This is a genomic window from Mesorhizobium sp. M0626, from assembly GCF_040320665.1.
Lineage (GTDB): Bacteria > Pseudomonadota > Alphaproteobacteria > Rhizobiales > Rhizobiaceae > Mesorhizobium.
Map to the genome: position 1 here is coordinate 238,607 of NZ_JAMYQD010000010.1, position 22,385 is coordinate 260,991.

22 protein-coding genes, 1 tRNA gene and 2 pseudogenes are annotated in these 22,385 nt (G+C 62.8%); 7 read left to right on the forward strand and 18 right to left on the reverse strand.

Annotated features, from left to right (window positions below):
- Positions 1 to 20: 20 nt before the first annotated feature.
- Positions 21 to 803 carry a hypothetical protein gene (locus NKI37_RS15050; RefSeq protein WP_352790510.1) on the forward strand — a complete coding sequence of 261 codons (783 nt, stop codon included), beginning with the start codon at positions 21 to 23 and terminating at the stop codon, positions 801 to 803.
- A 60-nt stretch (positions 804 to 863) separates the two neighbouring features.
- Positions 864 to 1,742, forward strand: a complete 879-nt coding sequence (locus tag NKI37_RS15055) for a hypothetical protein (RefSeq protein ID WP_352790508.1) — start codon at positions 864 to 866, stop codon at positions 1,740 to 1,742.
- A gap of 67 nt (positions 1,743 to 1,809) precedes the next feature.
- Here the strand turns inward: NKI37_RS15055 and NKI37_RS15060 are convergent.
- The 7 genes and pseudogenes from NKI37_RS15060 to NKI37_RS15090 all read right to left on the reverse strand — a co-directional run.
- Positions 1,810 to 2,043: pseudogene (locus NKI37_RS15060) on the reverse strand (hypothetical protein); the annotation flags it as partial.
- Between the two features lie 66 nt (positions 2,044 to 2,109).
- The gene (locus NKI37_RS15065) at positions 2,110 to 2,514 is read right to left on the reverse strand and encodes a hypothetical protein (RefSeq protein WP_352790506.1); all 405 of its coding nucleotides are present in this window, start codon (positions 2,512 to 2,514) and stop codon (positions 2,110 to 2,112) included.
- Between the two features lie 173 nt (positions 2,515 to 2,687).
- The gene (locus NKI37_RS15070; protein WP_352794489.1) at positions 2,688 to 4,325 is read right to left on the reverse strand and encodes an ABC transporter substrate-binding protein; all 1,638 of its coding nucleotides are present in this window, start codon (positions 4,323 to 4,325) and stop codon (positions 2,688 to 2,690) included.
- 427 nt (positions 4,326 to 4,752) lie between these two features.
- Positions 4,753 to 5,739, reverse strand: coding sequence for an alpha/beta hydrolase (locus NKI37_RS15075; protein WP_352790502.1), 987 nt, complete (start codon positions 5,737 to 5,739; stop codon positions 4,753 to 4,755).
- Positions 5,740 to 5,742: 3 nt separating this feature from the next.
- Positions 5,743 to 6,420 (reverse strand): isochorismatase family protein, encoded by a 678-nt coding sequence (locus tag NKI37_RS15080; RefSeq protein WP_023742723.1) that lies wholly within the window; start codon positions 6,418 to 6,420, stop codon positions 5,743 to 5,745.
- A 337-nt stretch (positions 6,421 to 6,757) separates the two neighbouring features.
- Positions 6,758 to 8,062, reverse strand: coding sequence for a M24 family metallopeptidase (locus NKI37_RS15085; protein WP_352790500.1), 1,305 nt, complete (start codon positions 8,060 to 8,062; stop codon positions 6,758 to 6,760).
- Between the two features lie 325 nt (positions 8,063 to 8,387).
- Positions 8,388 to 9,284 carry a GlxA family transcriptional regulator gene (locus NKI37_RS15090; RefSeq protein WP_245259905.1) on the reverse strand — a complete coding sequence of 299 codons (897 nt, stop codon included), beginning with the start codon at positions 9,282 to 9,284 and terminating at the stop codon, positions 8,388 to 8,390.
- A gap of 183 nt (positions 9,285 to 9,467) precedes the next feature.
- Here NKI37_RS15090 and msrC point away from each other — a divergent pair, with 183 nt between their 5' ends.
- Positions 9,468 to 9,965 carry a free L-methionine (R)-S-oxide reductase MsrC gene (msrC, locus tag NKI37_RS15095; RefSeq protein ID WP_023682890.1) on the forward strand — a complete coding sequence of 166 codons (498 nt, stop codon included), beginning with the start codon at positions 9,468 to 9,470 and terminating at the stop codon, positions 9,963 to 9,965.
- On the opposite strand, the gene NKI37_RS15100 is transcribed toward msrC, so the two are convergent.
- Entirely contained in the window at positions 9,962 to 11,038 is a 1,077-nt protein-coding gene (locus NKI37_RS15100) for a YeiH family protein (protein WP_352790498.1), read from the reverse strand. The two genes, msrC and NKI37_RS15100, sit on opposite strands and share 4 nt — an antisense overlap.
- 352 nt (positions 11,039 to 11,390) lie before the next feature.
- Between NKI37_RS15100 and NKI37_RS15105 the strand changes: the two genes are divergently transcribed.
- The 3 genes from NKI37_RS15105 to NKI37_RS15115 all read left to right on the forward strand — a co-directional run bounded on the left by NKI37_RS15105 (position 11,391) and on the right by NKI37_RS15115 (position 13,817).
- On the forward strand, positions 11,391 to 11,735 hold the full coding sequence (locus NKI37_RS15105; RefSeq protein WP_352790496.1) for a GNAT family N-acetyltransferase: 345 nt from the start codon (positions 11,391 to 11,393) through the stop codon (positions 11,733 to 11,735).
- Positions 11,736 to 11,874: 139 nt separating this feature from the next.
- Entirely contained in the window at positions 11,875 to 12,258 is a 384-nt protein-coding gene (locus NKI37_RS15110; protein WP_352790494.1) for an ACT domain-containing protein, read from the forward strand.
- A gap of 125 nt (positions 12,259 to 12,383) precedes the next feature.
- The gene (locus NKI37_RS15115) at positions 12,384 to 13,817 is read left to right on the forward strand and encodes an aldehyde dehydrogenase family protein (protein WP_352790493.1); all 1,434 of its coding nucleotides are present in this window, start codon (positions 12,384 to 12,386) and stop codon (positions 13,815 to 13,817) included.
- Positions 13,818 to 13,879: 62 nt separating this feature from the next.
- Here NKI37_RS15115 and NKI37_RS15120 read toward each other — a convergent pair whose 3' ends face one another.
- The 4 genes and pseudogenes from NKI37_RS15120 to NKI37_RS15135 all read right to left on the reverse strand — a co-directional run.
- Positions 13,880 to 15,190: an HlyD family type I secretion periplasmic adaptor subunit gene (locus tag NKI37_RS15120; RefSeq protein WP_023682885.1), complete on the reverse strand. Its 1,311-nt coding sequence runs from the start codon at positions 15,188 to 15,190 to the stop codon at positions 13,880 to 13,882.
- On the reverse strand, positions 15,187 to 16,923 hold the full coding sequence (locus NKI37_RS15125) for a type I secretion system permease/ATPase (protein ID WP_023672554.1): 1,737 nt from the start codon (positions 16,921 to 16,923) through the stop codon (positions 15,187 to 15,189). Before NKI37_RS15125 ends, NKI37_RS15120 begins: the two co-directional genes overlap by 4 nt.
- 34 nt (positions 16,924 to 16,957) lie before the next feature.
- Positions 16,958 to 17,380: a hypothetical protein gene (locus NKI37_RS15130; protein WP_023682883.1), complete on the reverse strand. Its 423-nt coding sequence runs from the start codon at positions 17,378 to 17,380 to the stop codon at positions 16,958 to 16,960.
- Between the two features lie 72 nt (positions 17,381 to 17,452).
- Positions 17,453 to 17,983: pseudogene (locus tag NKI37_RS15135) on the reverse strand (calcium-binding protein); the annotation flags it as partial.
- Between NKI37_RS15135 and NKI37_RS15140 the strand changes: the two are divergent.
- Positions 17,982 to 18,146, forward strand: a complete 165-nt coding sequence (locus NKI37_RS15140; protein WP_352790536.1) for a hypothetical protein — start codon at positions 17,982 to 17,984, stop codon at positions 18,144 to 18,146. The pseudogene NKI37_RS15135 and the gene NKI37_RS15140 sit on opposite strands and share 2 nt — an antisense overlap.
- 154 nt (positions 18,147 to 18,300) lie before the next feature.
- On the opposite strand, the gene NKI37_RS15145 is transcribed toward NKI37_RS15140, so the two are convergent.
- From NKI37_RS15145 to NKI37_RS15170, 6 genes are all read right to left on the reverse strand, one after another.
- Positions 18,301 to 18,666: a hypothetical protein gene (locus tag NKI37_RS15145; protein WP_502896392.1), complete on the reverse strand. Its 366-nt coding sequence runs from the start codon at positions 18,664 to 18,666 to the stop codon at positions 18,301 to 18,303.
- Positions 18,667 to 18,957: 291 nt separating this feature from the next.
- Positions 18,958 to 19,440, reverse strand: coding sequence for a hypothetical protein (locus NKI37_RS15150; protein ID WP_352790491.1), 483 nt, complete (start codon positions 19,438 to 19,440; stop codon positions 18,958 to 18,960).
- Between the two features lie 143 nt (positions 19,441 to 19,583).
- Positions 19,584 to 19,823 carry a hypothetical protein gene (locus tag NKI37_RS15155; protein WP_023682881.1) on the reverse strand — a complete coding sequence of 80 codons (240 nt, stop codon included), beginning with the start codon at positions 19,821 to 19,823 and terminating at the stop codon, positions 19,584 to 19,586.
- Between the two features lie 203 nt (positions 19,824 to 20,026).
- On the reverse strand, positions 20,027 to 20,659 hold the full coding sequence (locus tag NKI37_RS15160) for a hypothetical protein (RefSeq protein WP_023682880.1): 633 nt from the start codon (positions 20,657 to 20,659) through the stop codon (positions 20,027 to 20,029).
- Positions 20,660 to 20,668: 9 nt separating this feature from the next.
- Positions 20,669 to 20,742 (reverse strand) — tRNA-Gln (locus tag NKI37_RS15165).
- Positions 20,743 to 20,889: 147 nt separating this feature from the next.
- Positions 20,890 to 21,837 carry a lysylphosphatidylglycerol synthase domain-containing protein gene (locus tag NKI37_RS15170; RefSeq protein ID WP_023715377.1) on the reverse strand — a complete coding sequence of 316 codons (948 nt, stop codon included), beginning with the start codon at positions 21,835 to 21,837 and terminating at the stop codon, positions 20,890 to 20,892.
- Between the last annotated feature and the right edge of the window lie 548 nt (positions 21,838 to 22,385).

Genomic DNA, 22,385 nt, shown 5'->3' on the forward strand with positions numbered 1-22,385 from the left:
GACGAAAAGGGGGGTACTTCATGACTTCGGCAACATTTGCGCGGCCTGAGAAATTTCAGATCGGCAGGGTCTTCAACAACACCTTCTCCGTCATCGGCCGCAACATCGGCCTGAGCGTCGGCTTGGCCTTTCTGCTTGCGGGACTGCCGACGATCATCATGCAGCTCTGGATCGATTCGCGCATGCAGGCGATCCTGCAGGTCGATCCGGGCGTGGCGGCTGATCCCCTTTTCGCCTTTCGCAATTCCTGGGTCTCGATCGTCGCCGTTTTCATAAGTTCCATTTGCGCCCTGTTGCTGCAGTCGGCGCTGGTGCGTGCCGCCATCGAGGATCTGAACGGCAAGCGCCCATCCTTCGGCGACAGTATTCAGACCGCTATTCGCTTTTTGCTGCCGACCCTCGGGATCGGCATACTGGTTGGCCTGGGGTCGGGACTGGCCTTCCTCGCCTTGGCAGTGCCTGGCATCATCCTGTGGCTCGGCTGGTCTGTCTCAGTACCAGTTCTGATCCAGGAGCGGCTCGGCGTGTTCGGCTCCATGTCGCGCAGCCGCGCCCTGACCAAGGGCAGCCGCTGGTCGCTGTTCGGCCTGTTCTTGCTCCTCTTCATCATCGCCATGGTCATCCAGTCGATGGTTGGCGTGGTTGTCTACCTGTTTCACCGCATTGCCGCGACCATCGTGGCGGGGCTGGTGCAGAGCGTGATGTCGATGGTGCTGTCGGTCGCCGCCGCGGTCGGCTATGTCGAGCTGCGCCAGGTCAAGGAAGGCACCAGCGTCGACGAACTGGCCGAGATTTTCTCATAAGCAGACGGCTTTGCACTGCCTTGACCCGGTTGGATCAAGGAAGCGCGGGGAGGAGGCATCATGACGTCACTGACGCAGGAACGACTGGAAAAATTTCGCATCGGCAGGGTTTTCAGCAACAGCTTCGCGGTCATTGGCCGCAATCTGGGTTTCCTTGCTGTGGTTGTCGGACTTTTCTCTACACTGCCCGCACTGCTGTACAATCTCTGGAACCTGTCCCGGGTCGCTACATTGGTGAACGTCGACAGCGCCGGGAACGCCGCCGCTTTCGAGACGTCGGCCATGGGAGACTACTCGGGCTTATCGATAGTCGCTTCCTTGATCATTTTCGTTCTGGCCTTGCTGGTGCAAGCGGCGCTTGTCAGGGCGGCAATCGAGGCTTTGAACGGCAAGCGGCCGGTCATCGGCGACTGCATCCAGATAGCATTGCGCAGCTTCTTGCCCACGCTGGGCATAGGCATTCTGATCATTGTCACTCTGGTGGTGGCTGTTTTTGTGATGGTTTTCATCGCCTGGGTCATTCCCCCTATCGGGTGGCTGATCGGGCTTGCCCTGGCGTTTATCCCCGCTTTCATGTGGCTGATTTCCGTATCGGTTTCCGTGCCCATTGCGGTTCAGGAGCGGCTTGGCGTGTTCGGCTCGATATCGCGCAGCCGTGCCCTGACCAAAGGCAGCCGCTGGTCGATATTCTGGCTCCTGCTGATCATTGGCGTGGCGGCGATGCTCATCCAGGCGGTGTTCACTTTGTTTTTCGGACTGGCGGTCGCCACCACCGGCGGCATCACCGGCGTCGGTGTCCTGGTCGGAGCGCTCGGCAGCACTCTGGTGTCGACGATCTTTTCGACGATGCTGTCGGTGACCATTGCCGTCACCTATGTCGAGCTGCGCCAGGTCAAGGAAGGCACCAGCGTCGACGAACTCGCGGAGATTTTCTCGTAGAAGGCGAAAGCTGACTCGGCTGCTCGGACGGCGGGATCTCAGTGACAACAAGCGTGTTTCGCCTGCACGCTCGTCCGTGCTCGTTCCAGGTGAGGTTGTAAAAAGGCCCGGCGGCATAGGCGATGCCCCAATGCACGAAGGCGCAATCAGGATCTGTCTCCAGCGCCTTCTCGAAGCACTTTATGCCTTCCTCATGGTTGAAGCCGTAGCACCAGTTCAGCCCGATATCGAACCAGCGCTGCGTCTCGGCCGAGGCGGTGGAGATTGGACGGCGATAGGTGCCGAGGTCGAAGTGGTCCATGCGTTCTCGTGCAAAATATCGCGGCCAAAGTGTATCAGGCCTTGAACTCAATCTTGGGGTGCTGACCTAGGTAAAGTGCGAAGCAATCTGTTCGACAGGGTCCTTGTCTGTGCGCACCAAAAGCCAGAAGATCAGCCCTGTAGCGCCACCGAGTATCCCTATGAAGGAGCATGCATAGAGAACTCCGCCGATTCCCAATGGAGGACTCCACTTAATGAGGCCGAAGACAAACGCTGGAACAAAAACTGCCAGAAAGCCAACGACGACGTATACCCAAAAAAACTGCCAGCGCCGTCGGGTGAGGACATAGAAGGCCGGAATTCCTACCACCGCCTCCACAACATAGAAAACAAGGATTACGAAGATGAAGCCCGACAACGGCCCCGTCTCAGGGTGGTTCGCATGCCAATTGTAGCCGGGCAGGATCGCCGGAATAATGGGTGCAAGAATGAAAGCCCAACGGGCGCGCATGTGTATTCTCCGGAATGACGCGAGCCCACAGCGGCGCCTCGTCGACACACCAGACCGATCCACGATCGCCGCGTCAAGACAGACACCGTCGTAAATGCTCGGAGTGCGCTGCAGGTATTTACCTGAGCGACATACCGCTCAGGTGCCAGACGGTATGCGGCGTCCCCGAAGGATCACCCCTCCAGCCACACCTTCTCAAAATGCTGCTCCAGCGACTGGTGCTGTTCGCAGCCCTGCACGCCTTTGCGATAGGTGCGGTAGACCGAGCGCCAGTAGGGCTGGATGATGATGCCGGCATCGCGCAGATTCTGCTCGATCCTGGCCATGATCTCCTTGCGCTGGGCGGCGTCCGGCGTTGCCAGCGCCTTGTCGAGAAGCGTGTCGAATTCCTTGTCGGCATAGGCGCTTTCGTTCCAGGCGGCGCCCGATTTGTAGGCGAGCGCCAGCACCTGGACGCCGAGCGGGCGGCCCAGCCATTCGGTTGTGGAGAAGGGGTATTTGCTCCAGTCGTTCCAGAAGGTCGCCGCCGGCAACACGGTGCGTTTGATCTTCAGGCCAGCCTCGCGCATCTGCGCGGCGATCGCGTCGCCGGTGCTCTTTTGCCATTCGATGTCGACCGAGATCAGCTCGAATTCGTGGTCGGCCTTGCCGGCTTCAGTGAGCAATTTCTTGGCCTGATCCATGTCGCGCTTGGCCGGGCCGATATCGGCAAATTCCGGATGCATCGGGCCGACATGGTGGTTGTCGGCCGGCTTGCCGCGGCCGCCGAGGCCGAGCGCCAGCACGGCGGAATTGTCGACGGCAAGCTGGGCGGCGCGGCGCACCTTGACGTCGTCATAGGGCGCGTTGCCGACATTGAAACGGGCAACGATGGTCGATCCGGTGGCGATCTCGGAATTCAGCAAGCCCATCTGCTCGGTCTGCGACACGGCGTCGGAGGCGGTCTCGTGGTCGGTGTCGATCTCGCCGGATTCGAACGCCGACAGCATCGCGTTGGGGTCGGAGCCGTAATCGACCCATTTGATGCCGTCGAGGTAGAAGTCGCCCTTCCACCAGGGCTTGTCCTTTCGCTTCACCTCCGCACTGGTCTCGGCATTCCAGATGACAAGTTCGCAAGGGCCGGTGGTGATTGCGAGCGCCTTCATCGGATCGTCGCCGCCCTCATAGGAGCGGTGCATGATCAGCGCGGGATAGTCGGCCATCCCTGCGATCAGCGAAATGTCGGGTTTCGGCAGATTGAGCTTTACGGTGAAATCGTCGACCTTCTCGATGCCGCCATCGACCGGCTTGGTGTCGGCATTGACCAGCGCGCCCATGCGCGCGGCGACCGAATTGCCGGGGACGGAAGCGTCGCACCAGCGGTTGAGATTGTGGATGACGTCATCGGCGTTGAAGACGTCGCCATTCGACCAGGCGATGCCCTTGCGCACATGCAGCGTCAGCGTCCTGGCGTCGTCGCTGGTTTCCCAGCTTTCGAGCAGCCACGGCTCGAAGGTGAAGTCGCGGTTCCAGCGCACCAGATATTCGTTGCAGTGGCGCGCCACATTGGACATCTCGACACCGTCGAAGGTGCGCGGATCCTTGAAACCCTTGACGTTCATGGCGACGCGCAAGGTGCCGCCGCGCTTCGGCTCCTCTGCCCGGGCGGGCGACGCGCTGAGGCCGCCCAATGCCAGTGCTCCGGCCGCGCTGACGCCGAAGCCGGCCATGATGGCGAGATATTCGCGCCGGTTGACGCCGCCCTTTGTGAAATCTTGGGCGACGGGTTTGGCCTGCGGGTGCAAATTGCGGTCGGTCAGCATGAATTTCATCGTCGTTCCCTCTTTTGTTGGGCGCCCCGACGGTCCGCCTCCGCTGGGGCGGATGCGATCATCGGGCGCCGTTGCCTGAGCAGGTGATGATAAAGCGGGCCGACCCCGGGAAATGTTCTCTTTTCCGCAATTCTTGTGCGCCACTCCGCAGTGGGAGTGCAGACAATCTCCCCCTTGTGGGCGCGGCAATCGCATATGGATTTCGGCGCTTTGCGCTCCACGAATACCCCCACCCTTAATCCCTCCCCACAAGGGGGAGGGAGACTCGGCAGCGCTGAACTCGGCAGATTGGCCACGTTGAGCGCCGCAATATGGCGGGCGGCAGCGTTCCCTCCCCCTTGTGGGGAGGGCTAGGGTGGGGGTCCTCTTCGCAAAAATCTCATATGCGATTGCCTGCCCATGAGGGGGAGATCAGCGCTTCGCCGCCTCAATATGGCCAGTCGTTCTTGCCGAGCACGGCGACGGCGGCGATGGCCGCAAGCGTGCACACGAACGCCTCGCCGGCGCGCGGAACACTTTTGCGGGCGCGCAGAAAACTGTGCACCAGCCGCGGCTCCTCATACCACCAGGCGCGGCCGCCGGCGGCAACGACGCGGTCGCGATAGGTCTCGCCGTCCGACGACAGCGGATCGCACTGGGCCGTGATGATGACAGTCGGCGGCAGGCCGGAGAAGTCGTTGTCTTTCAGCGGAGAAAAAGTCGGGTCGTCGGGCGACTGTGCCGGGGCAGCGCGAATGGTGCGGTAGAACGCGATGTCGCGCAGCGTCAGCAACGGTGCCTCGGCATGTTCGACATAGGAGCCGGCACTCTCGTCGCCGCCGAGGCCGGGATAGATCAGCACCTGGCCGGCCGCCCGGCGCAGGTGGCGGCGAGACGCGTGCGCGACCGCGGCGGCAAGGTTGCCGCCGGCGCTTTCGCCGACGAGCACGATCGGCAGGTCCGTTGTCACCGCCGCCCATTCGAACACGGTCAGCGCGTCGTCGAAGGCGGCCGGGTGGGGATGTTCCGGCGCCAACCGGTAGTCGGCCGAGACAACGTCGAAACCGGTGCCGGCGCAGATCTCGGCGCAGATGTCGTCATGGCTGTCGAGCCCGCCAAGCACAAAGCCGCCGCCATGATAGTAGACGATGACGGCGCGCACGGGCTTGCCCGCCATCCGGTAGTAGCGGATCGGGATGGCGTGTCCCTCATCGGCGGCGATGATGCCGTCGCTGGCCGAAACCCCCTTGGGATAACCCTGATGGAAAGCGCGGCACATCGCATCATAGACCGACCTTTGCTCGGCGATCGGAAGTTCGGGGATTTCGGGCGGGAACCAGTCATTGACCAGGTCGATATACTCCCACAGCGCCGGATCGAGCAGGGTGGCGTATTTCCCCCGCCTGGTGGTCTTGAGCTTGTGGACCGTGCCCATCTCTCAGAGCTCGCCGTAGAGACGTTCGGCGTTTTCAAAGGTGAAGCGCAGCGGCACCGAGCCCTCGACCCGCCATGCATCGACGGTGTCGCCCGCCATCAGCCGGCACGCGTCTATCGTGTTGGTGACGGCGCCGCCATAGAGCCGGTTGGCAAGGTTGAGGATGGCGGTCTGGTGCATGGCGGCACTGCCGCTGCCGCAGGCATCCTTGACCAGAAGCACACGAAAGCCGGATGCGACCGCGTCCTTGACGGTGGCGTCGATGCAGGCCTCCGTCCAGACGCCGGCGACGATCAGCCATTCGATGCCGCGCGCCTTGAGTTCGGTTGCGACAGGCCCGGCGCCGAAGGCGCTGGCCTGCGTCTTGACCAGCATCGTCTCGCCGGCCGCGGCCGCCACTTCTGGGCAGATTTCCGTCAGCGGATCGCTCTTGTCGGAAAAAGCCGACTTGCCGTCGGCATCGAGCGGATGGAACGGCCGCGCCTTGGCGGTATCGACAATATAGGCCCAGTGATACAGCGGCACGAAGTTGCGCCGCGCCGCCGCCTGCAGGCGCTGGACGTTGGCAAGCACCTCGCCAAAACCTTCGACCAGATAGCGCTTGTCCTGCCGATGCTCTTCCTGGAGGTCGATGAACGCTGCGGCGACCGTGCCGCGTTTGATGGAGATGGGGCTTTTCATGCGGATAGGCCTTGGTTCGCGACCAACGCCATTCCGTTCAGCGAAGTCGCGCAAACAGTGGTGATTGGCCGGTGCCTCCCCACCTTCGTCATCCACGGGCGAAGCAGGAGCGAAGCTCCGTCGCGGAGACCCGAGGATCCATGCCGTGACGCTGGTCGGAGAGTGCGGCGGAGCAGAACTTGCACCGTTGCGGCGCGGATGAGTCCCGGCATGGATCCTAGGGTCTGCGCCGCGTCGCTGCGCTCCTTGCTTCGCCCTAGGATGAGGAAGGCATAGCTGCCGCGACTATTCCCGAAGGTTTGCGATACCGCGCTGACGTTAGTGAGGGACGCTGCGATCAAAGCTGCTTCTCCAGAAACTCATCCTCGTAGGGAAAGCGCGACAGAAGCTCGGTGCCGGTGTCGGTTATCAGGATTTCGTCCTCCAGCTTGACGCCCTCGCGGCCGCCTTTCTCGCCGATATAGCTTTCCACGCTCACCACCATGCCGGGCACGACAAAACCGTCGCGGCCATAGGTTTCATAGTCCATGGCGTGCGCAATGAATGGCGTCTCGCCATGCATGCCGACGCCGTGCATCACCGAGGTATAGCGCTGGTCGACGAAACGGTCCGGGATTTTCCACGCCTTTTCGGCGATCTCGCGAAAAGCCATGCCCGGCCTGACGATCGAAATATTGTGCTGAACCTGGTCGTGCGCCATGCGGTAGAGCGATTTCTGATAGCCGGTCGGCTTGCCCGGCCCGCAGCGGAAGGTGCGCGAAAAATCGGAATAATAGCCATAGCAGCCGATCGTATCGGTATCGAGCGCCAGAAGCTCGCCCGGCCGGATCTTGCGGCCGCTGGCCTCGTTGAACCACGGATTGGTGCGCTGTCCCGAGGTGAGGAGCCGCGTCTCGATGAACTCGCCGCCCTGGCGGATCACCTCGCCATACATGATGGCGAACAGCTCATTTTCGGAGACGCCGGGTTTTATCGCCTCGCGCACGGCGTAGACGGCGGCTTCCGCACCCGCCATCGACACCTGCAGGCATTTGACTTCCTCGGGCGTCTTGACCGCCCGCACCGCCAGGATTTCGCCCTGACAATCCCTGACGTCGCAGCCGCGCTTTTCCAGCGCCAGCGCCTGCAAATGGCTGCAGCGGTCGAGCCCGAGCTTCATCGAGCCGCCGCCGTGCTTCGTCAAAAGCTCGGCGATCTCGTCGGCGAAGGGGCCGGCGGTTTCGTCGTCGCGGCCCGACACCGAAGACCATACCAGCTTGGACGGCCGCGCCTCGTCGATCGTGTCGAGCACCATCGAGACATGGTAGCTCTGCGGGTACTCGAACAGCACGATCGGCCCGTCGGTCGGGATGAAGAAATACCGCGTCGAGTTGCGCAGGAAATAGCCGAACATGTTGCGCGAGCCGGTGGCGTAGCGCTGGTTGAAGGGGTCGAACAAAACGACGCCGCCATAGCCCGCCTCGCGCATCCAGCCGCGCAGCTTGGCCAGCCGGCCCTTGCGCAAGGCGTCGGCATCGATGAAGGACGGCTCGGTATCCGACAGCCACATGCCGCCGGCGGAGTCAGCCGCGACCGGGTGGCGCATGCGGTCCTTGAAGTCCACGTCCTCGGTGCTGTCGGGGTCGAAAACGACGATGCTCATTGGGTGCGCCTCCTGAAGGGCTAGACCATAGCCATGCGCCGAAAAATGTCTGTGCGAGAATCCGCAGATGTCGTGCGAAATGCCGCAATAAGGGCATGGATACAAAGGGCAATGTTGCGATCCTTCGCGCCCCCCTCTGTCCTGCCGGACATCTCCCCCACAAGGAGGGAGATTAGCAGCTTTCGCGTCCCGCTCGCCCTGCAACGTTGGTGATTGGCGAAAGCCGAGGCGACATCTGATCTCCCCCCGTGTGGGGGAGATGTCCGGCAGGACAGAGGGGGGCGCTGTCCCGCCAGCATCTCACCGCGTTAGCGCGCAGCGCCCTCTAATGCCGCCGCATCGCCTTCGGCGCGTGCCCATGCTCCTCGCGAAACGCTCGGGCAAAACTTGACATGGACGCGAAGCCGCAGGCCAGCGCCACGTCTCGCACCATCAGCGTCGAATGGGCCAACAGGTCGGCGGCGCGCCGCAGCCGGAGCCGCCGGTAATATCCATTGGGCGAAATGCTGAGCTGGGCGCGGAAATTGCGCTCCAACTTGTCGGAGGAGACGCCGAGACGGGCCGCCAGTTCCGTCATGCCAAGCCGCTCTTCCACCGCATCCTCCATGATGGCGATGGCCGACAGCACCAGTTCGTTCTGGACGCCGGTGCGCAGCCTGAGCGGCATCAGCTTGCGGTCGACGCTCGAACGCAAGGGGCTGTGCACGAACCATTCGGCAACGCCCGCCGCGAGCTCGCCGCCATAATCGTTGGTGATGATCTCCAGCATCATGTCGAGGCTGCCGACGCCACCGGCCGAGGTGAAGCGCTTGCGGTCGATGACATAGAGGTCGCGCCGAAGCTCGATATCCGGGAAGGCCTCGGTGAAGGCGGCCTGGCTGGTCCAGTGCAAGGTGCAGGCATGGCCGTCGAGCAGGCCGGCCCGGGCGAGGAAGAAGGCGGCATCGGCCACAGCGCCGATATGGGCGCCGGCGCGCAGGCTCCTGCGGATCCAGGCAACCGCATCGTCCGCGACAAGCAAGTCCGCATTGCCGCCGGAGCAGACGACGATGCGGTCGACCTTCGGCGCGCCGAACGCTGAGAATCCCGGTTGTATGACAACCCCATTGGATGCCTCGACCGTGCCCTGGTCGGCGCCGACGATCACCCAGCGGTAACAATCGCGTTTGGCCAGCACGTTGGCGGCGCGCAATGGCTCGATCACCGAACTGAACGCCATCATCGGAAAGCCGGGAAAGACCAGAACGGCGAAGGTGAGGGGACCTTCGCTCGCTGCGGGTTGCGCCCGGTCGTGTGTTTGGCTGGCACGGTCGGTATTCACAATTGTGTATTTCCCGGGAGCGTCATTGGTGGCAGACAGGAAATGTAGCGGGCTTTTTGGCCCGCCGGCAATGGAGACGACGCCATGTTTGCGGCCCAGACCATCAACAGCACCGACAAGCCAGCCTTCTACCGCGAACTGGCCACCCAGTTGAAGGCGCTGCTGGAAGGCGAGAGCGACTCCGTCGCCAACGCCGCCAACACATCGGCGCTGATCTTCCAGATGGTGCCCGATCTCAACTGGGCCGGCTTCTATTTCCTGGCCTCCGACGAGGAGCTGGTGCTTGGACCGTTCCAGGGCAAGCCGGCCTGCGTGCGCATCGCCGTCGGCAAGGGCGTGTGCGGCACCGCCATCGATCTCGAAATGTCGATGCTGGTCAAGGATGTGCATGAATTTGCCGGCCACATCGCTTGCGACGCCGACTCGCGCTCGGAACTCGTCGTGCTGCTGAGGGACAATGACGGCGTCTTCGGCCTGATCGACCTCGACAGCCCGACGCCCGGCCGCTTCGACAAGGACGACCAGGCCGGCATCGAGGCGCTTGCCGCGATCTATGTCGCGGCGAGTTCGTTCGAGGATTAAGCGAACTTCACCAGCATCAGGCTGAAGCAGCCGATGAACAGGAAGGCGCAGGAGGCGAGCGCCAGCGGGCGAAGGCCGCGCGAGCGCAGCTGCGAAATGTTGGCCTGCAGACCCATGGCGGCGAGCCCCATGGTCAGCATGATGGTGGTTGCGAACGCCATGGCCGACTTCACTTCGGCCGGCACGGCAACCAGGCTGTTCAGCGCCACGACGGCGATGAAAGCGGCGACGAACCACGGCATCGGCGGCCGCGCACCGGATTGGTCGCTTGGGCGATCGCCATTGCTCTTGCGGCGCGTCATCAGGCCGAGCGCGACGACCATCGGCGCCAGCATGGCGACGCGGGTAAGCTTGGCGACGGTGGCGATCTCGCCGGACTGGGCGCCGTTCTGGAAGCCGGCGCCGATGACCTGCGCCACCTCGTGGATCGAGGCGCCGGCCCACAGGCCGAATGCGTGCTGGTCGAGGCCGAGCACCGGCGCCAGCAGCGGGAAGCCGAGCATGGCGACGGTGCCGAACAGCGTGATCGAGGCGACGGCGTAGGTGACGTCCTCGTCGCGCGCATCGGTGACGATGTTGGTGGCGACAATGGCCGAAGCGCCGCAGATCGAAGTGCCGGCGGCAATCAGTTGCGCCAGCTTGGCGTCGACGCCGATCAGCCGGCCAAGCGTAATGGTGAAGACGAAGGTCGCTCCAAGGGTCAGCGCCACGATGCCGACGCCGCCGGCGCCGATGTAGACGACCTGGCCGAGCGTCAGCTGAAAGCCGAGCAGCACGATGGCAAAGCGCAGCAGGCGCTTCTGCGAGAAGGCAATGCCGGCCTTGGCGTGGGCGGGCGTGCCGAGCACGTTGGAATAGATCATGCCAGCGACGACGGCGAGGATCATCGGGCTGAACAGCGCGAAGCCGGAGACATTATGGGCCGAGAAGGCCACCCCCGTGATCATCGCCACCAGCACGATCCCGGGGATGACGCCATTCCACACGGAATCGAGCCGCTTCCGGCCCACGGCCAGGTCGGCCGATATCAGGCTGATCGGAATATCGTTCGCTCGCTGGGCGGCGGAAGACAATGCAATTCTCCACGCAAGTACCTCAGGAGAATGTCATTCCAGAATCGATCTTTCCAACGAATTGTTTTTGTTGAAATGATCGATTTTTGCGAACAGTCGGCAATGCCTTCAATCTTGCCTGTGCCATGCAAACGTAATGACTGGCTCGGTTACGCAGCTTGACGCTCTGCGTCTTGCACTCCAGCGTGGCGTCATGTCCATTTTCTCGCTCGCCATCGCCCAGCGACGTCGCCTCTGCACAGTGCGGAGCGGCAAGGCGCGACGACAAAGACCGGCACACTAAATCGGTTCGTTCGTTCCAGCCCCGCCCGCGACGTCTGCCGGCGGGGTTTTCATGTCTGGAGCCTTTGCCATGTCCAATTCTTCCATCCTGTTTCGGCCGGCCCAACCGGCGGACGGTGCCGCCATCAAGGACATTGTGCGTGCCGCCTATGCCAAATGGGTGCCTCTGATCGGCCGCGAGCCGCTGCCGATGCGCGCCGACTATGACAAGGCGGTCGCCGAACATCCGTTCGATCTCGCCATCGAAAATGGCCGCATCGTCGGCATGATCGAGACCATGCCGGCCGACGATCATCTCTGGATCGAGAATGTCTGCGTCGCGCCACAGGCGCAGGGCAGGGGCATCGGCCGGCTGTTGCTGGACGGGCGGAGCAGAAGGCGCTGGAGGCCAGCTGCTTCGAGCTGCGCCTGCTGACCAACGGCGCCTTCATGGCCAATGTGTTGTTGTACAAACGGCATGGCTATACGATCGACCGGGAGGAGCCGTTCATGAACGGCATGACGGTCTATATGAGCAAGAAGCTGGCGTGATCGCCAACAAGCAGGAGGATCGGGTGGCAGTCAGAGTCCGGTTGAAGCCGCTCTCGGGGCGGTACGCAGTTTCGCGCCTCGAAGCAAAAGAGAGCATTCCCGGCTGGGCGGACGGGCCGGGCTTCGTCAGCATCACCAGGACAGAGGACGAGCTTTCGGTCGTCTGCCTGCAGGATCGGGTGCCGGAAGGGGTGAAGCATGACAGGGACTGGGTCGCCCTGAAACTCCAAGGTCCCTTTGCCTTCGACGAAACAGGCATCGTGCTGTCGGTAATAAAGCCATTGTCGGAAAACGAACTCGGCATTTTTCTGGTGTCCACCTTCGATGGCGACCATCTGCTCGTCAAAGCCAAGGATGAGGCCGCGGCAAGGGGGCTTCTGGTCGCGGCGGGGCACACGCTTCTGTAGCCGCCTGGCTCAATCGCAAGCCCTTGCGTTTGACATCGCTCTTGCCGCATCGTTATCTCTGACGCGATACGACGATCCGGCGATCGCCCCCCCAATCAGATCAAAAATCCCCCGAGGAGAAACCCATGTCTCACAATCTACAGTTCTATATCGATGGCGCGTGGGTCGATCCTGTTGTGCCCAACACACTCGACGTCATCGATCCCTCCAACGAAGATGCCTTCGCGCAGATTTCGCTCGGCTCCAAGGCCGATGTCGACAAGGCGGTCGCCGCCGCCAGGCGCGCCTTCGGCACGTTCGGCTTCACCTCGGCCGAAGAGCGGCTCGATATCCTCAAGCGCGTCATCGAGATCTACAAGAAGCGCAGCGCCGATCTGGCGCTGGCCGTATCGCGCGAGATGGGCGCGCCGCGTCAGATGGCACTCGACAGCCAGGTCGGCATTGGCCTGGCACATCTGCAGAAGATGGCCGAGGTGCTGAAGTCGTTCGAATTCCGCCACGTCAAGGGCTCGTCGCTCATCGTCAAGGAGCCGATCGGCGTCGTCGGCCTGATCACGCCGTGGAACTGGCCGCTGAACCAGATCACCTGCAAGGTCGGTCCTGCGCTCGCCGCCGGCTGCACCATGGTGCTGAAGCCCTCGGAAATCGCGCCGCTCGACGCCATCATCTTTGCCGAAATCATCGACGAGGCCGGCGTTCCCAAGGGCGTCTTCAACCTCGTCAATGGCGACGGCCCGGGCGTCGGCCAGGCGCTGTCCAGCCATCCCGATGTCGACATGATGTCGTTCACCGGTTCGACCCGCGCCGGCATCCTGGTCGCCAAGGCGGCCGCCGACACGGTCAAGCGCGTGCATCAGGAGCTTGGCGGCAAGTCGGCCAACATCCTGTTTCCCGATGTCGATCTCGAAAAGGCCGTCAGCAAGGGCGTCGCCGGCTGCTTCAGCAACTCGGGCCAGTCCTGCAATGCGCCGACTCGTATGTTCGTGCCGCGCGACCGCCACGACGAGGCGACCGGCTACGCCAAGACGGCGGCCGAAAAATTGACCGTCGGCCCGGCCGATGCGGCCGGCACCAAGCTCGGCCCGGTGGTCAGCCAGATCCAGTTCGACAAGATCCAGGACCTGATCCAGGCCGGCATAGATGAAGGCGCCACGCTGGTCGCGGGTGGACCGGGGCGTCCGGCCGAGCTCAACCGCGGCTACTATGTCCGCCCCACCGTGTTCGCCGACGTCACATCAGATATGCGCATCGCGCGCGAGGAAATCTTCGGGCCGGTGCTGGCGATCATGCCTTACGACACCGTGGAAGAGGCGATCGGCACCGCCAACGACACTGTCTATGGGCTGGCGTCCTACATCCAGGCCAAGGATATCGAGAAGGCCCGCGAAGTCGCCGCCCGCATGCGCACCGGCAATGTCTACATCAACTATCCGCAATGGGACGCCGGCCTGCCATTCGGCGGCTACAAGCAATCCGGCAACGGCCGCGAATACGCCGAATACGGGCTGGAGGATTTCCTCGAGATCAAGGGCATCGCCGGCTATGAGGCGGCGGAGTAGGCCTAACCCTTGGGGACCGGCAACCAGCCGGTCTCGAGGCTTCAGCTCTTAAAGGTGCGGCTTCATTCTTCGCGGAAGGCTTTCTGGATCTGATCCGACAGCGGCTTCACCAGATAGGAAAGCATCGTCCGGTCGCCCGTCGGGAAGAACACCTCGGCCGGCATGCCCGGCGCCAGCGCCAGCCCCCGCAGCTTGGCGACCTCGGTTTTCGGAAGCGCCACCCGCGCCACATAGAAGGCTGCTCCGGTACGCTCTTCGATGGTGAGATCCGCCGAGATCCGCGACAGCGTCCCGGTCAGCTCCGGCGTGGTTTGCCGATTGAACGCCGACAGGCGCAAAATCGCATTCTGGCCCATCGTCACCTGGTCGATATCCTGCGGTGCGATATGCGCTTCAACGGTCAGGTCGTCCGTCACCGGTACGATCTGCATCACCTGTTCGCCGGGGGTGATGACCCCGCCGATCGTATGCACCGCCAACTGCAGCACCACGCCATCCTGCGGGCTGCGCAGATCGATGCGCTTCAACTGGTCCTCGGCCGCTACCTTGCGTTCGACGAACTCGGAGATCTTTCCCTGGGTATCGCGTAAATCGGTCGCGACCTCGCTGCGAAGATCCTGGTCGATCTGGATGATCTGCAGTTCGATCTCGGACGCCTTGCCTTTCACCTGGGCAATTCCCGCGGTCAACTGGCCATGCTCGCCTTCGAGCCGCACCGCGTCCCGTTCCAGCGACGTCATGCGGTCGATTCCTATCAGCTTGCGATGCCAGAGCGACCGCACACCTTCCAGCTCGATCCCTATCAGCTCGATCTCGCGGCGTTTCGCCTGCAGCTGCTCGGTCAGGCCGGCACTCTCCTGCTTCAACTGCGCGATCCGTTCGCGCAATTGCGATCGCTGGCCAGACCGCGCCTGGTGCCGGAAATCGAACAGCGATTGTTCTCCGGCCATCGATGCGGCGACACCGGCTTCGTCGCGCCGCGATGTCAAAACGTCCGGAAAGCTGATCGTGTCCTTGCCGTCACGCTCCGCCTCCAGGCGCGCCAACCGTGCATAAAACTCATCCAGACCTTTTGAGACGATCGCCAGATTGGCGCGCGTTGTCGTCTCGTCCAGCCGCACCAGAATATCGCCCGCCTTGACCCGGTCGCCTTCACGCACCCTGATCTCGCCGACCACGCCGCCCGTCGGATGCTGAACCTTCTTTACATTGGAATCGACCACCAGCCGGCCAGCTGCGATCACCGCACCCGACATCTTGGTCACCGCCGCCAGGCCGCCAACACCTCCGACAAGCAGCAGACAGGTAGCAACGCCAGCCACGAGATAGCGGCGGACCTGCCGGTGATGCAAAGCGCTTCTGTCCTCGCTCATGCCGGAACGCCTCGCTCCGTGGCGGCAACGACCTTGAGCGGCGCTGCCGATCGGAAGACCTTGTTCAGCACCTCGTCCTTCGGACCGAAGGCCTGCACATGGCCATTGGCCATCACCAGCACCGTATCGACATTGGCCAGCACACTGGACCGGTGCGCGACGACGATAACGATGCCGCCGCGGTCCCTGATGCCCTGGATCGCTGCGGACAAGGCCACTTCACCCTCCGAGTCGAGATTGGAATTCGGCTCGTCCAGGATGACCATGAACGGATCGCCATAAAGAGAGCGCGCCAGCGCGACACGCTGGCGTTGCCCCGCCGACAGCGAGGCGCCGGCTTCGCCAACCTTCGTGTCGTAACCGTCGGCCAGATGCACGACGAGATCATGCACGCCGGCGGCCTTGGCTGCCGCAAGCACCATGTCGGATGACGCATCCGGGTCGAAGCGGGCGATGTTCTGCGCAATCGTGCCGTCGAACAACTGCACATCCTGCGGCAGATAGCCGATATGTTTACCCAGCTCGTCGGCCGGCCACTGGTCAAGCGTCGCGCCGTCCAGCCGCACGGCGCCGCGCGCCGGAAGCCAGACACCTGCAAGCGTACGCACCAGCGATGATTTGCCGGAAGCACTCGGGCCGATGACCCCCAGGCCTGCTCCCCTGGCCAGTGAAAAACTTGCATCCCACACCACCGGCGTGCGTTCGCCCGGCGGCGCGACACTGACATTCTCGACCGCCAGCGCGCTGACAGGCGCGGGCAGGGTCACGCCGGTTGCGCCTTCCGGCAGCGCGGACAGAAGCTGCTTCAGGCGTGCCCAGCTTTGCCGCGCCGAAATGAAACCCTTCCAATGCGCTATCGCCAGTTCGATCGGAGCCAGCGCCCTGCCCATCATGATCGAGCTTGCGATCATGATGCCGCCGGTCGCCTCTTGCTTGATGACCAGATAAGCGCCGATCGCCAGCATTGCCGATTGCAGCATCAATCGCAGGATCTTGGAAATCGTGCCAAGCGTTCCCGCGACATCGCTGGCCGCCGCATGGGCGTTCAGGTACTCGGCATTGACGGCAGACCACCGCTCGGCGATACGCCCGCCAAAACCCATGGCCTGCATGGCTTCGGCATTGCGCCTTGTCGCCTCGGCCAACGTGCTGCGGACGGCTGCGTGCTGTCCGGCGATCCTTGTCGGGCCGCGGGTCCGGAATTCGGCCAGAAGCGTCAGTGCAAACAGGACAACGGCGCCGGCAAGCGCGGTAACGCCGATCCAGAAATGAAAAATGAAACAGATGCCGATATAGAGCGGCATCCATGGCAGGTCGAACAAAGCGGTCGGTCCGGCACTGCCGATAAAGGATCGGACCTGATCGAGATCCCGTAGGGGTTGCAGCCCGTCGCCGGAAGGCTTGGCGCGCAGCGGCAGGCGCATCAGCGCCGAATAGACCGACGGGCTCAGCTTTGCGTCCAGCTCCTGTCCCAGCCGCACCATGAGGCGGGAGCGGATCAGCTCCAGCACTCCCTGAAACACGAACAATGTTCCCGCAAGCACCGCCAGGCCGACCAGCGTCGGCACGCTGCGACCCGGAACGACGCGGTCATAGACTTGCAACATGAAGAACGAGCCGGTCAGGGTCAGCACGTTGACGACCCCGCTCATCAGGACGATGCCCGAAAACGCACGTCGAAACGACGCCAGGATTCCGACCAGCGTAAGCGGCGTCGATGGCGTCAGCTGCATGCAGGCTCGCAATCAGGATATGGCATCTCGTCCTTCAATAGATAACTGCCTTGAGTGTGACATGGACGGGCAAGCCGGCCTGGAACTGCGCGCTGCCCCGCGCCACCAGCCAGCCGTCCGCACGCTCCAGGCGCGCAACGACCTGCAGCGTTGGTGAAGCGGTCGAGCTTGCGGGCAGGGGCAAGGAAAATTCTATCGTCTTTGAGCCGCCCTCGCTCTTGAGGCTGGTTTTGGCGGCGCGGCGTCGCCCACTGTCCTGAATGGCGGGATCCTCAAGATAGATCTCGAGATGACCTTCCGGGATAGCCTTGCCGCCCACAAAGGTGACGGCGCCGCGAATATCTGTTGCGCGAATATCTGGCGCGCGAATATCTGGCGATTGCGCTGCCGCTGCCCCGGTGGCCGCGGCGACTGCCGCAACTCCGGCGGCCATTAACACTGTGCGGCGGTCAGTCATCGCGTCCTCTCCCTTTTCACTGCGCTGGGGTATGCGGGAGGGCAGCCTGACGGCACCCCTCCCGGCAACGCGTTAGATGACAATGAAGTCTGCAGCCGAAAGATCCAGATTTGTGTTCAGGTGTGCAAACTGAACGGCCGCTCCCTGTCCGGAACCATCGGCGTCGTAAGACAATATTCCACTGTCGGTGTCGTAGATGATGCGGTCGTCGGCATCATGAGCAGCGCCGGCTGCGCTCTTGTAGAATGAGCCCAGGGCGAGGGCGCCGTCGCCGCCAACGCTGGCAAAGATGAGGTTGTCCAGCAGGATCGTATCGTCGGCGACCTTGAAGTCCTTGATCCAGTCGATATTGCCGTTCCCGAGTTCTGTCGAAAAGCGGAAATAGTCGTCGCCGGCGCCGCCGGTCAGCGTATCGGCAGCCAGCCCGCCATCCAAAAGGTCGCTGCCGCCGCCGCCATTGAGCGTATCGGCGCCCGCAACGCCCGGCTGAGCTGGTACCGGCGGGAATTCGACCGATACGTTCAGCTTGTAAGTCGAGCCCTCCGGCACGGATTCGACCCAGCCATCGCCAGGAGCGGAGTCCGACCATTCGCCCTCCACAATGGGCACCGGCTACGCCACGCTCGGACCGGACGCGACCAACAATTCGGTCTCGACCGCCTTCGACATCTCGAACAACTTCTCGCTGACGGCTGACCCCGACATCTTCGATTCGACGACCACCCTTCACACCACCGTCAATGCCATCCGGTTTCCTGAACGATGAAGCTGGTGCTCGAATCGCGGCCGTTGTTGGAGCCGGGGTCGTTGCCGCCATCGTCGTTCTGGGCGACGATATTGCCATCGCTGTCCAGAACCCTGACGATGCTGTCATGGATGGCGGAGCATCGCCCTGATAGGCGAAATCGCCGAGCAGGGTGTCATCGCCGCCGCCGGCGCGGCCTGCAGGCGCTGCCGTCGTCCTCTTCGCCCAGTTCGGGGCTGACAACCTGCATCCAGTCCGTTGCGCTGTTGTATGGTGCATTGTCGACGATTTCGAACTTCAACGGGGTGACACTGGCCCACATCTGCAAGGCGCCGATCGCGGCGGCCTTGTATTCGGGATGGTCATTGAGCTCGGAGACATTTATCCTCAGCGTTCCCGCCGCGATCGCCGGCGTTATCGACCGGTCCAGCGCTCCAAGGTAGGTGAGGAAGGCCCCGTAATCTTCGCTTTTGCCGTACGGGTTGTCCGGCGTCTGGTCGTTGACCCACCATTGATCGCTGGTTTGGCTTGAGTTCGGCATCCTTGGGACTCCTTGGTCTCGCAGCCGTGGCAATTACGGCTGTACGGTTTAGCAGTTGCCAACCACCGACAAGCATCGTTTGCGTTTGCCGGTCGAGCCCCGTCCCAGTGCCAACAATGCTATTGGAATCTTCACTTGTCTAGCCTCAGTTCGCGCTCGGTACATATGAAGGTTCTTGGGCGCGCTTGTACCGGCGGGTTTTGAGATACTGGTTTGGTGTTAATTGAGCTATCGCTAATCTATGGTCGTACCTCGCCCGTAGGCACGAGGGGCTGAATGCGCAAGCGTGCTTCAGGAACCCGTCCGGCGCGCGAAATGTTCATATGTCACGCGCCAGGGGTCGCTCTCCGCTCGTCTCTCCTCACCGATCCAGTGAAAGCTGGCGGCGGTGATCTCGGTGAACCGCGAGTCGGCGCCCATCTGGACGATGTCCTTGCCTTCGGCCCGCCCGATCTGGCGCGAGTAATCCTGGTTGAGCGGATCGCTCCAGACAATGTGCCAGCCACCGATCCCGGGATCGAAGACGCGCAAGGTCGTGCCATACATGGTGGACGGGGCAGGGCGCCTGGGCCTGATCCAGATGTCCTGAATGGCGCGGCCTTCGAGCACCCAGCCAAAGTGACACTCGCCATCCGATTTCTGGATTGTGCCGTCGTTGCGGTGGTGAACCGTCTCCATGTCCCAGCTGCCAATCAACCATCCATAGAGGTCCATGTCTTTCGCCCGGTCGGCTGGCGGACCTTCGGATGCGAGAGCGGTGAGAAACGTCGTCATGATTGTCTCCAGGGCAAGCCTCGCGGAAACGCTGGGCGCCACAACCCTTGCAGCGTTGCGGGCCCGGGTCTTGGGAAAAATTGCTGTAGTGCCGCGGCTGCCGACCTTCCGCGTTCGCGCCATATCGCATCTATGCACCAATGCTAATGTAGCGTCGGCGGGTACCCCAATGCCCGCCTGGCCGGCGCCTCCTCAGGCAATCTCTTGGATGAGCGGCGCCGGCCGCTGGCTTGGGCGCAACCAAACTCCTGCCGGAGAACGCCAGCTGCCCAATCGCGCAGTTCTGGAGAAGCATCGCCCGATTTCATGATCGACACGGCCAGCGCCGCCATGTCTGCAGGCGGCTTGTTGTGCGAGGTCACATAGGTGAAATAGCCGGCCATGATGAAATGACCGGCGGGACGATCTGGAGTGCCGCCAAAGCTATTGCGCGCCAGCGTTTGGGCGGGCCGGGTGCTGGAACGTCATCCTTGTCCACGAAATCGACCATTCTGCTCTGTCCAAAAGCCGGGAGAACACAATCCGAAAGGATGATCTACATTAGTTAAAATGCGGATAAATCCTTATGGGAGATGCTGTCGCTGCCCTAGTCGGTCCCTTCCGGCGGCGCCTCATCTTGCCAGCCGGCCAGCTCCGGCAGGTCGTCCAGCCAGCTTTTCTCCGTCATCAAGATTTCGCCGGCCTGTGGTGCCGCCTCAGTGGCGTTTTGAATAAGCCAGTCCATCCACTTTCGATAAGCGGCTGGGGCCAGTTCGGGCGGCAGCACCTTGGCCTTGGCCAGCATGCGTTTACGGAAGCTGAGCTGCCTGCGCAGTTTGGTCGTCGTGAATTTTGTCGCCTTGCCCTGGTATTCCACCGTCCAGCGCCCATCGCCGTGGCTGGTCAGCCTGTCGATGGCAAAACCGGCATCGACCGGCCTGTCCCGCCAGGGAAGCTCGATGGCGTTCCGCCTCAGATCGAGAGCCCATCGCCTATAGTCCGCCCCGGCACGCTGCGGCGGCAGAACGCCGGCCTGTTCGAGGATTTTCCTGCGAAAGGTAGGCTGCTTCTTGATCTGGCCGGTTGTCAGCTCGATGCGATGCCCACGGAACTCGACATGCCAGCGGATTCTCCCGTTGCCGACATATTTTGCCAGCCTGTCGATGGCGAACTCGTCGTCGGACAACTCCACGCATCCCTGGCGGATGCGTTCGAGGATGTACTGGCTGTCAGTGGGCATGACGTGCCTTGGCTGGGGAACCTGGATTCGAACCAGGACTAACGGAGTCAGAGTCCGTGGGTCTACCGTTAACCTATTCCCCAGCAGGCGCTGTCGCGCTGGTGGGCCGCCGAAGCAGCCGCGCGTGCCTTGTAGCCGCCGCCGGAAAATAGTCAAGCCTAAGCTGCGTTTCAATCACAGCGTTTCATAGGGGCAATTACGCCCGGGTGGCGCGCCGCACCCAATGATCCTCAGCTCTCTGTCCGGCTGTATTGCGAATGCTCGAAGAACAGCACCACGCCGAGCGCGATCAGCAGCGGGATGATCAGGTAGAACAGCCGGAACACCAGAAGTGCCGCCAGCACGCCGACCGGGTCCATATCAGACAGTCCGGCGAGGAACACGACCTCGAACACGCCGAGCCCGCCCGGCGCGTGCGAGATCTGCGCAACCGAGAATGACACCAGGAACACGCCGAGGATGACGAAATAGCCGGGATTGCCGGCAACGGGCAGGGCAAAGAAGATGATCGCCGCCGCCGCCAGAAGCTCGATCGGGCCGATCAGCAATTGCCGCGCCACGATCGGCAGCGCCGGGTAGTGCAACTGGAAGCCGGCGATTTTCAGCGGCTTCAGATGCAGCCAGCTGCCGAAGATGTAGGCGCCGACCAGGATCAGCAAAGCGATGCCGGCGGCGATCGCCAGGCCGTGGTGCGGGGCGCCGGAAAAGCGGTCGATGATTGCAGGCTCGAAAACCAGCACCAGGCCGCCGACCAGAATGCTGGAGAGCACGAAGGTGATCCAGCAGATCGCCACCAGAATGCCGACATCCTGGCCGGTCAGCCCCCTGGTGCCGTAGGCGCGGTAGCGGATCACGGCGCCCGAAAACACCGAGCCGCCGATATTGTGCGACAGCGCATAGGTGGTGAAGGAGCAGAAGGTGACGAACAGCCACGACATCTTCTTGCCGATATGTAGAAGGGCAATGTGGTCGTAGCCGGCAAGCGAGGCGTAGGCGACCACCGAGCTCAGTGCCGCAAGCATCCATCCGCGCGTCGGGATGGCTGATATGCCGTCCCAGACATCGTCGATCGAGATGCCGCGCAACTCATGCCACAGCAACAACAGCGACCCGATGACCGCCGCGACACCGATGACCGGCCACAGATAGCGCTTCCAATTCGTGGCCCCCCAATTCATGGAGTTGTCGTCATGTGTTGCTGCCCATCGCCCAGGCGGGCGTTAAAACGTCCGCGATTCACCAATTCCCCCTCATTTCAGAAATGCCTCATTGAAGCCGGCTATTCAACCGGCAAGGGTGAGCAGCCGGTTCGCCAACGGCGAATTCGTCGTGCCAGTGGCAAGATGAAAGGCTAGCGAACGCCGGGACGCTGCAAAGCAGCGGGGATCTGGCAGGACGCAGCCGGCAAAATTTGAGTCCTTGCTCTTGGTGATCCGGTCCGGCGCTGCTACTCTGGCGGCAACTTAAAAGATTGAAGCGCCTGCTGCGTCCGGTTTTCCGGTTCGCGCGGCGCCGGAAGGAACTGAAGTGGAAGACCACGACACCGGCGCTGGCGCGCCGGAAGTGGGCGTGTCCAGGGCTTCGCCGCCATCAGGCGGGCCAAGCCCATCCGCCGGGCGGGGGGGGGGCCGGGGGGGGCCCCCGCCGCCCCCGCCCCCCCCCCCCGCCCCCCCCCCCCCCCCCCCCGCGCGACGCGCCGGCGCCCCCCGCCGGGCGGGTTCGAGAA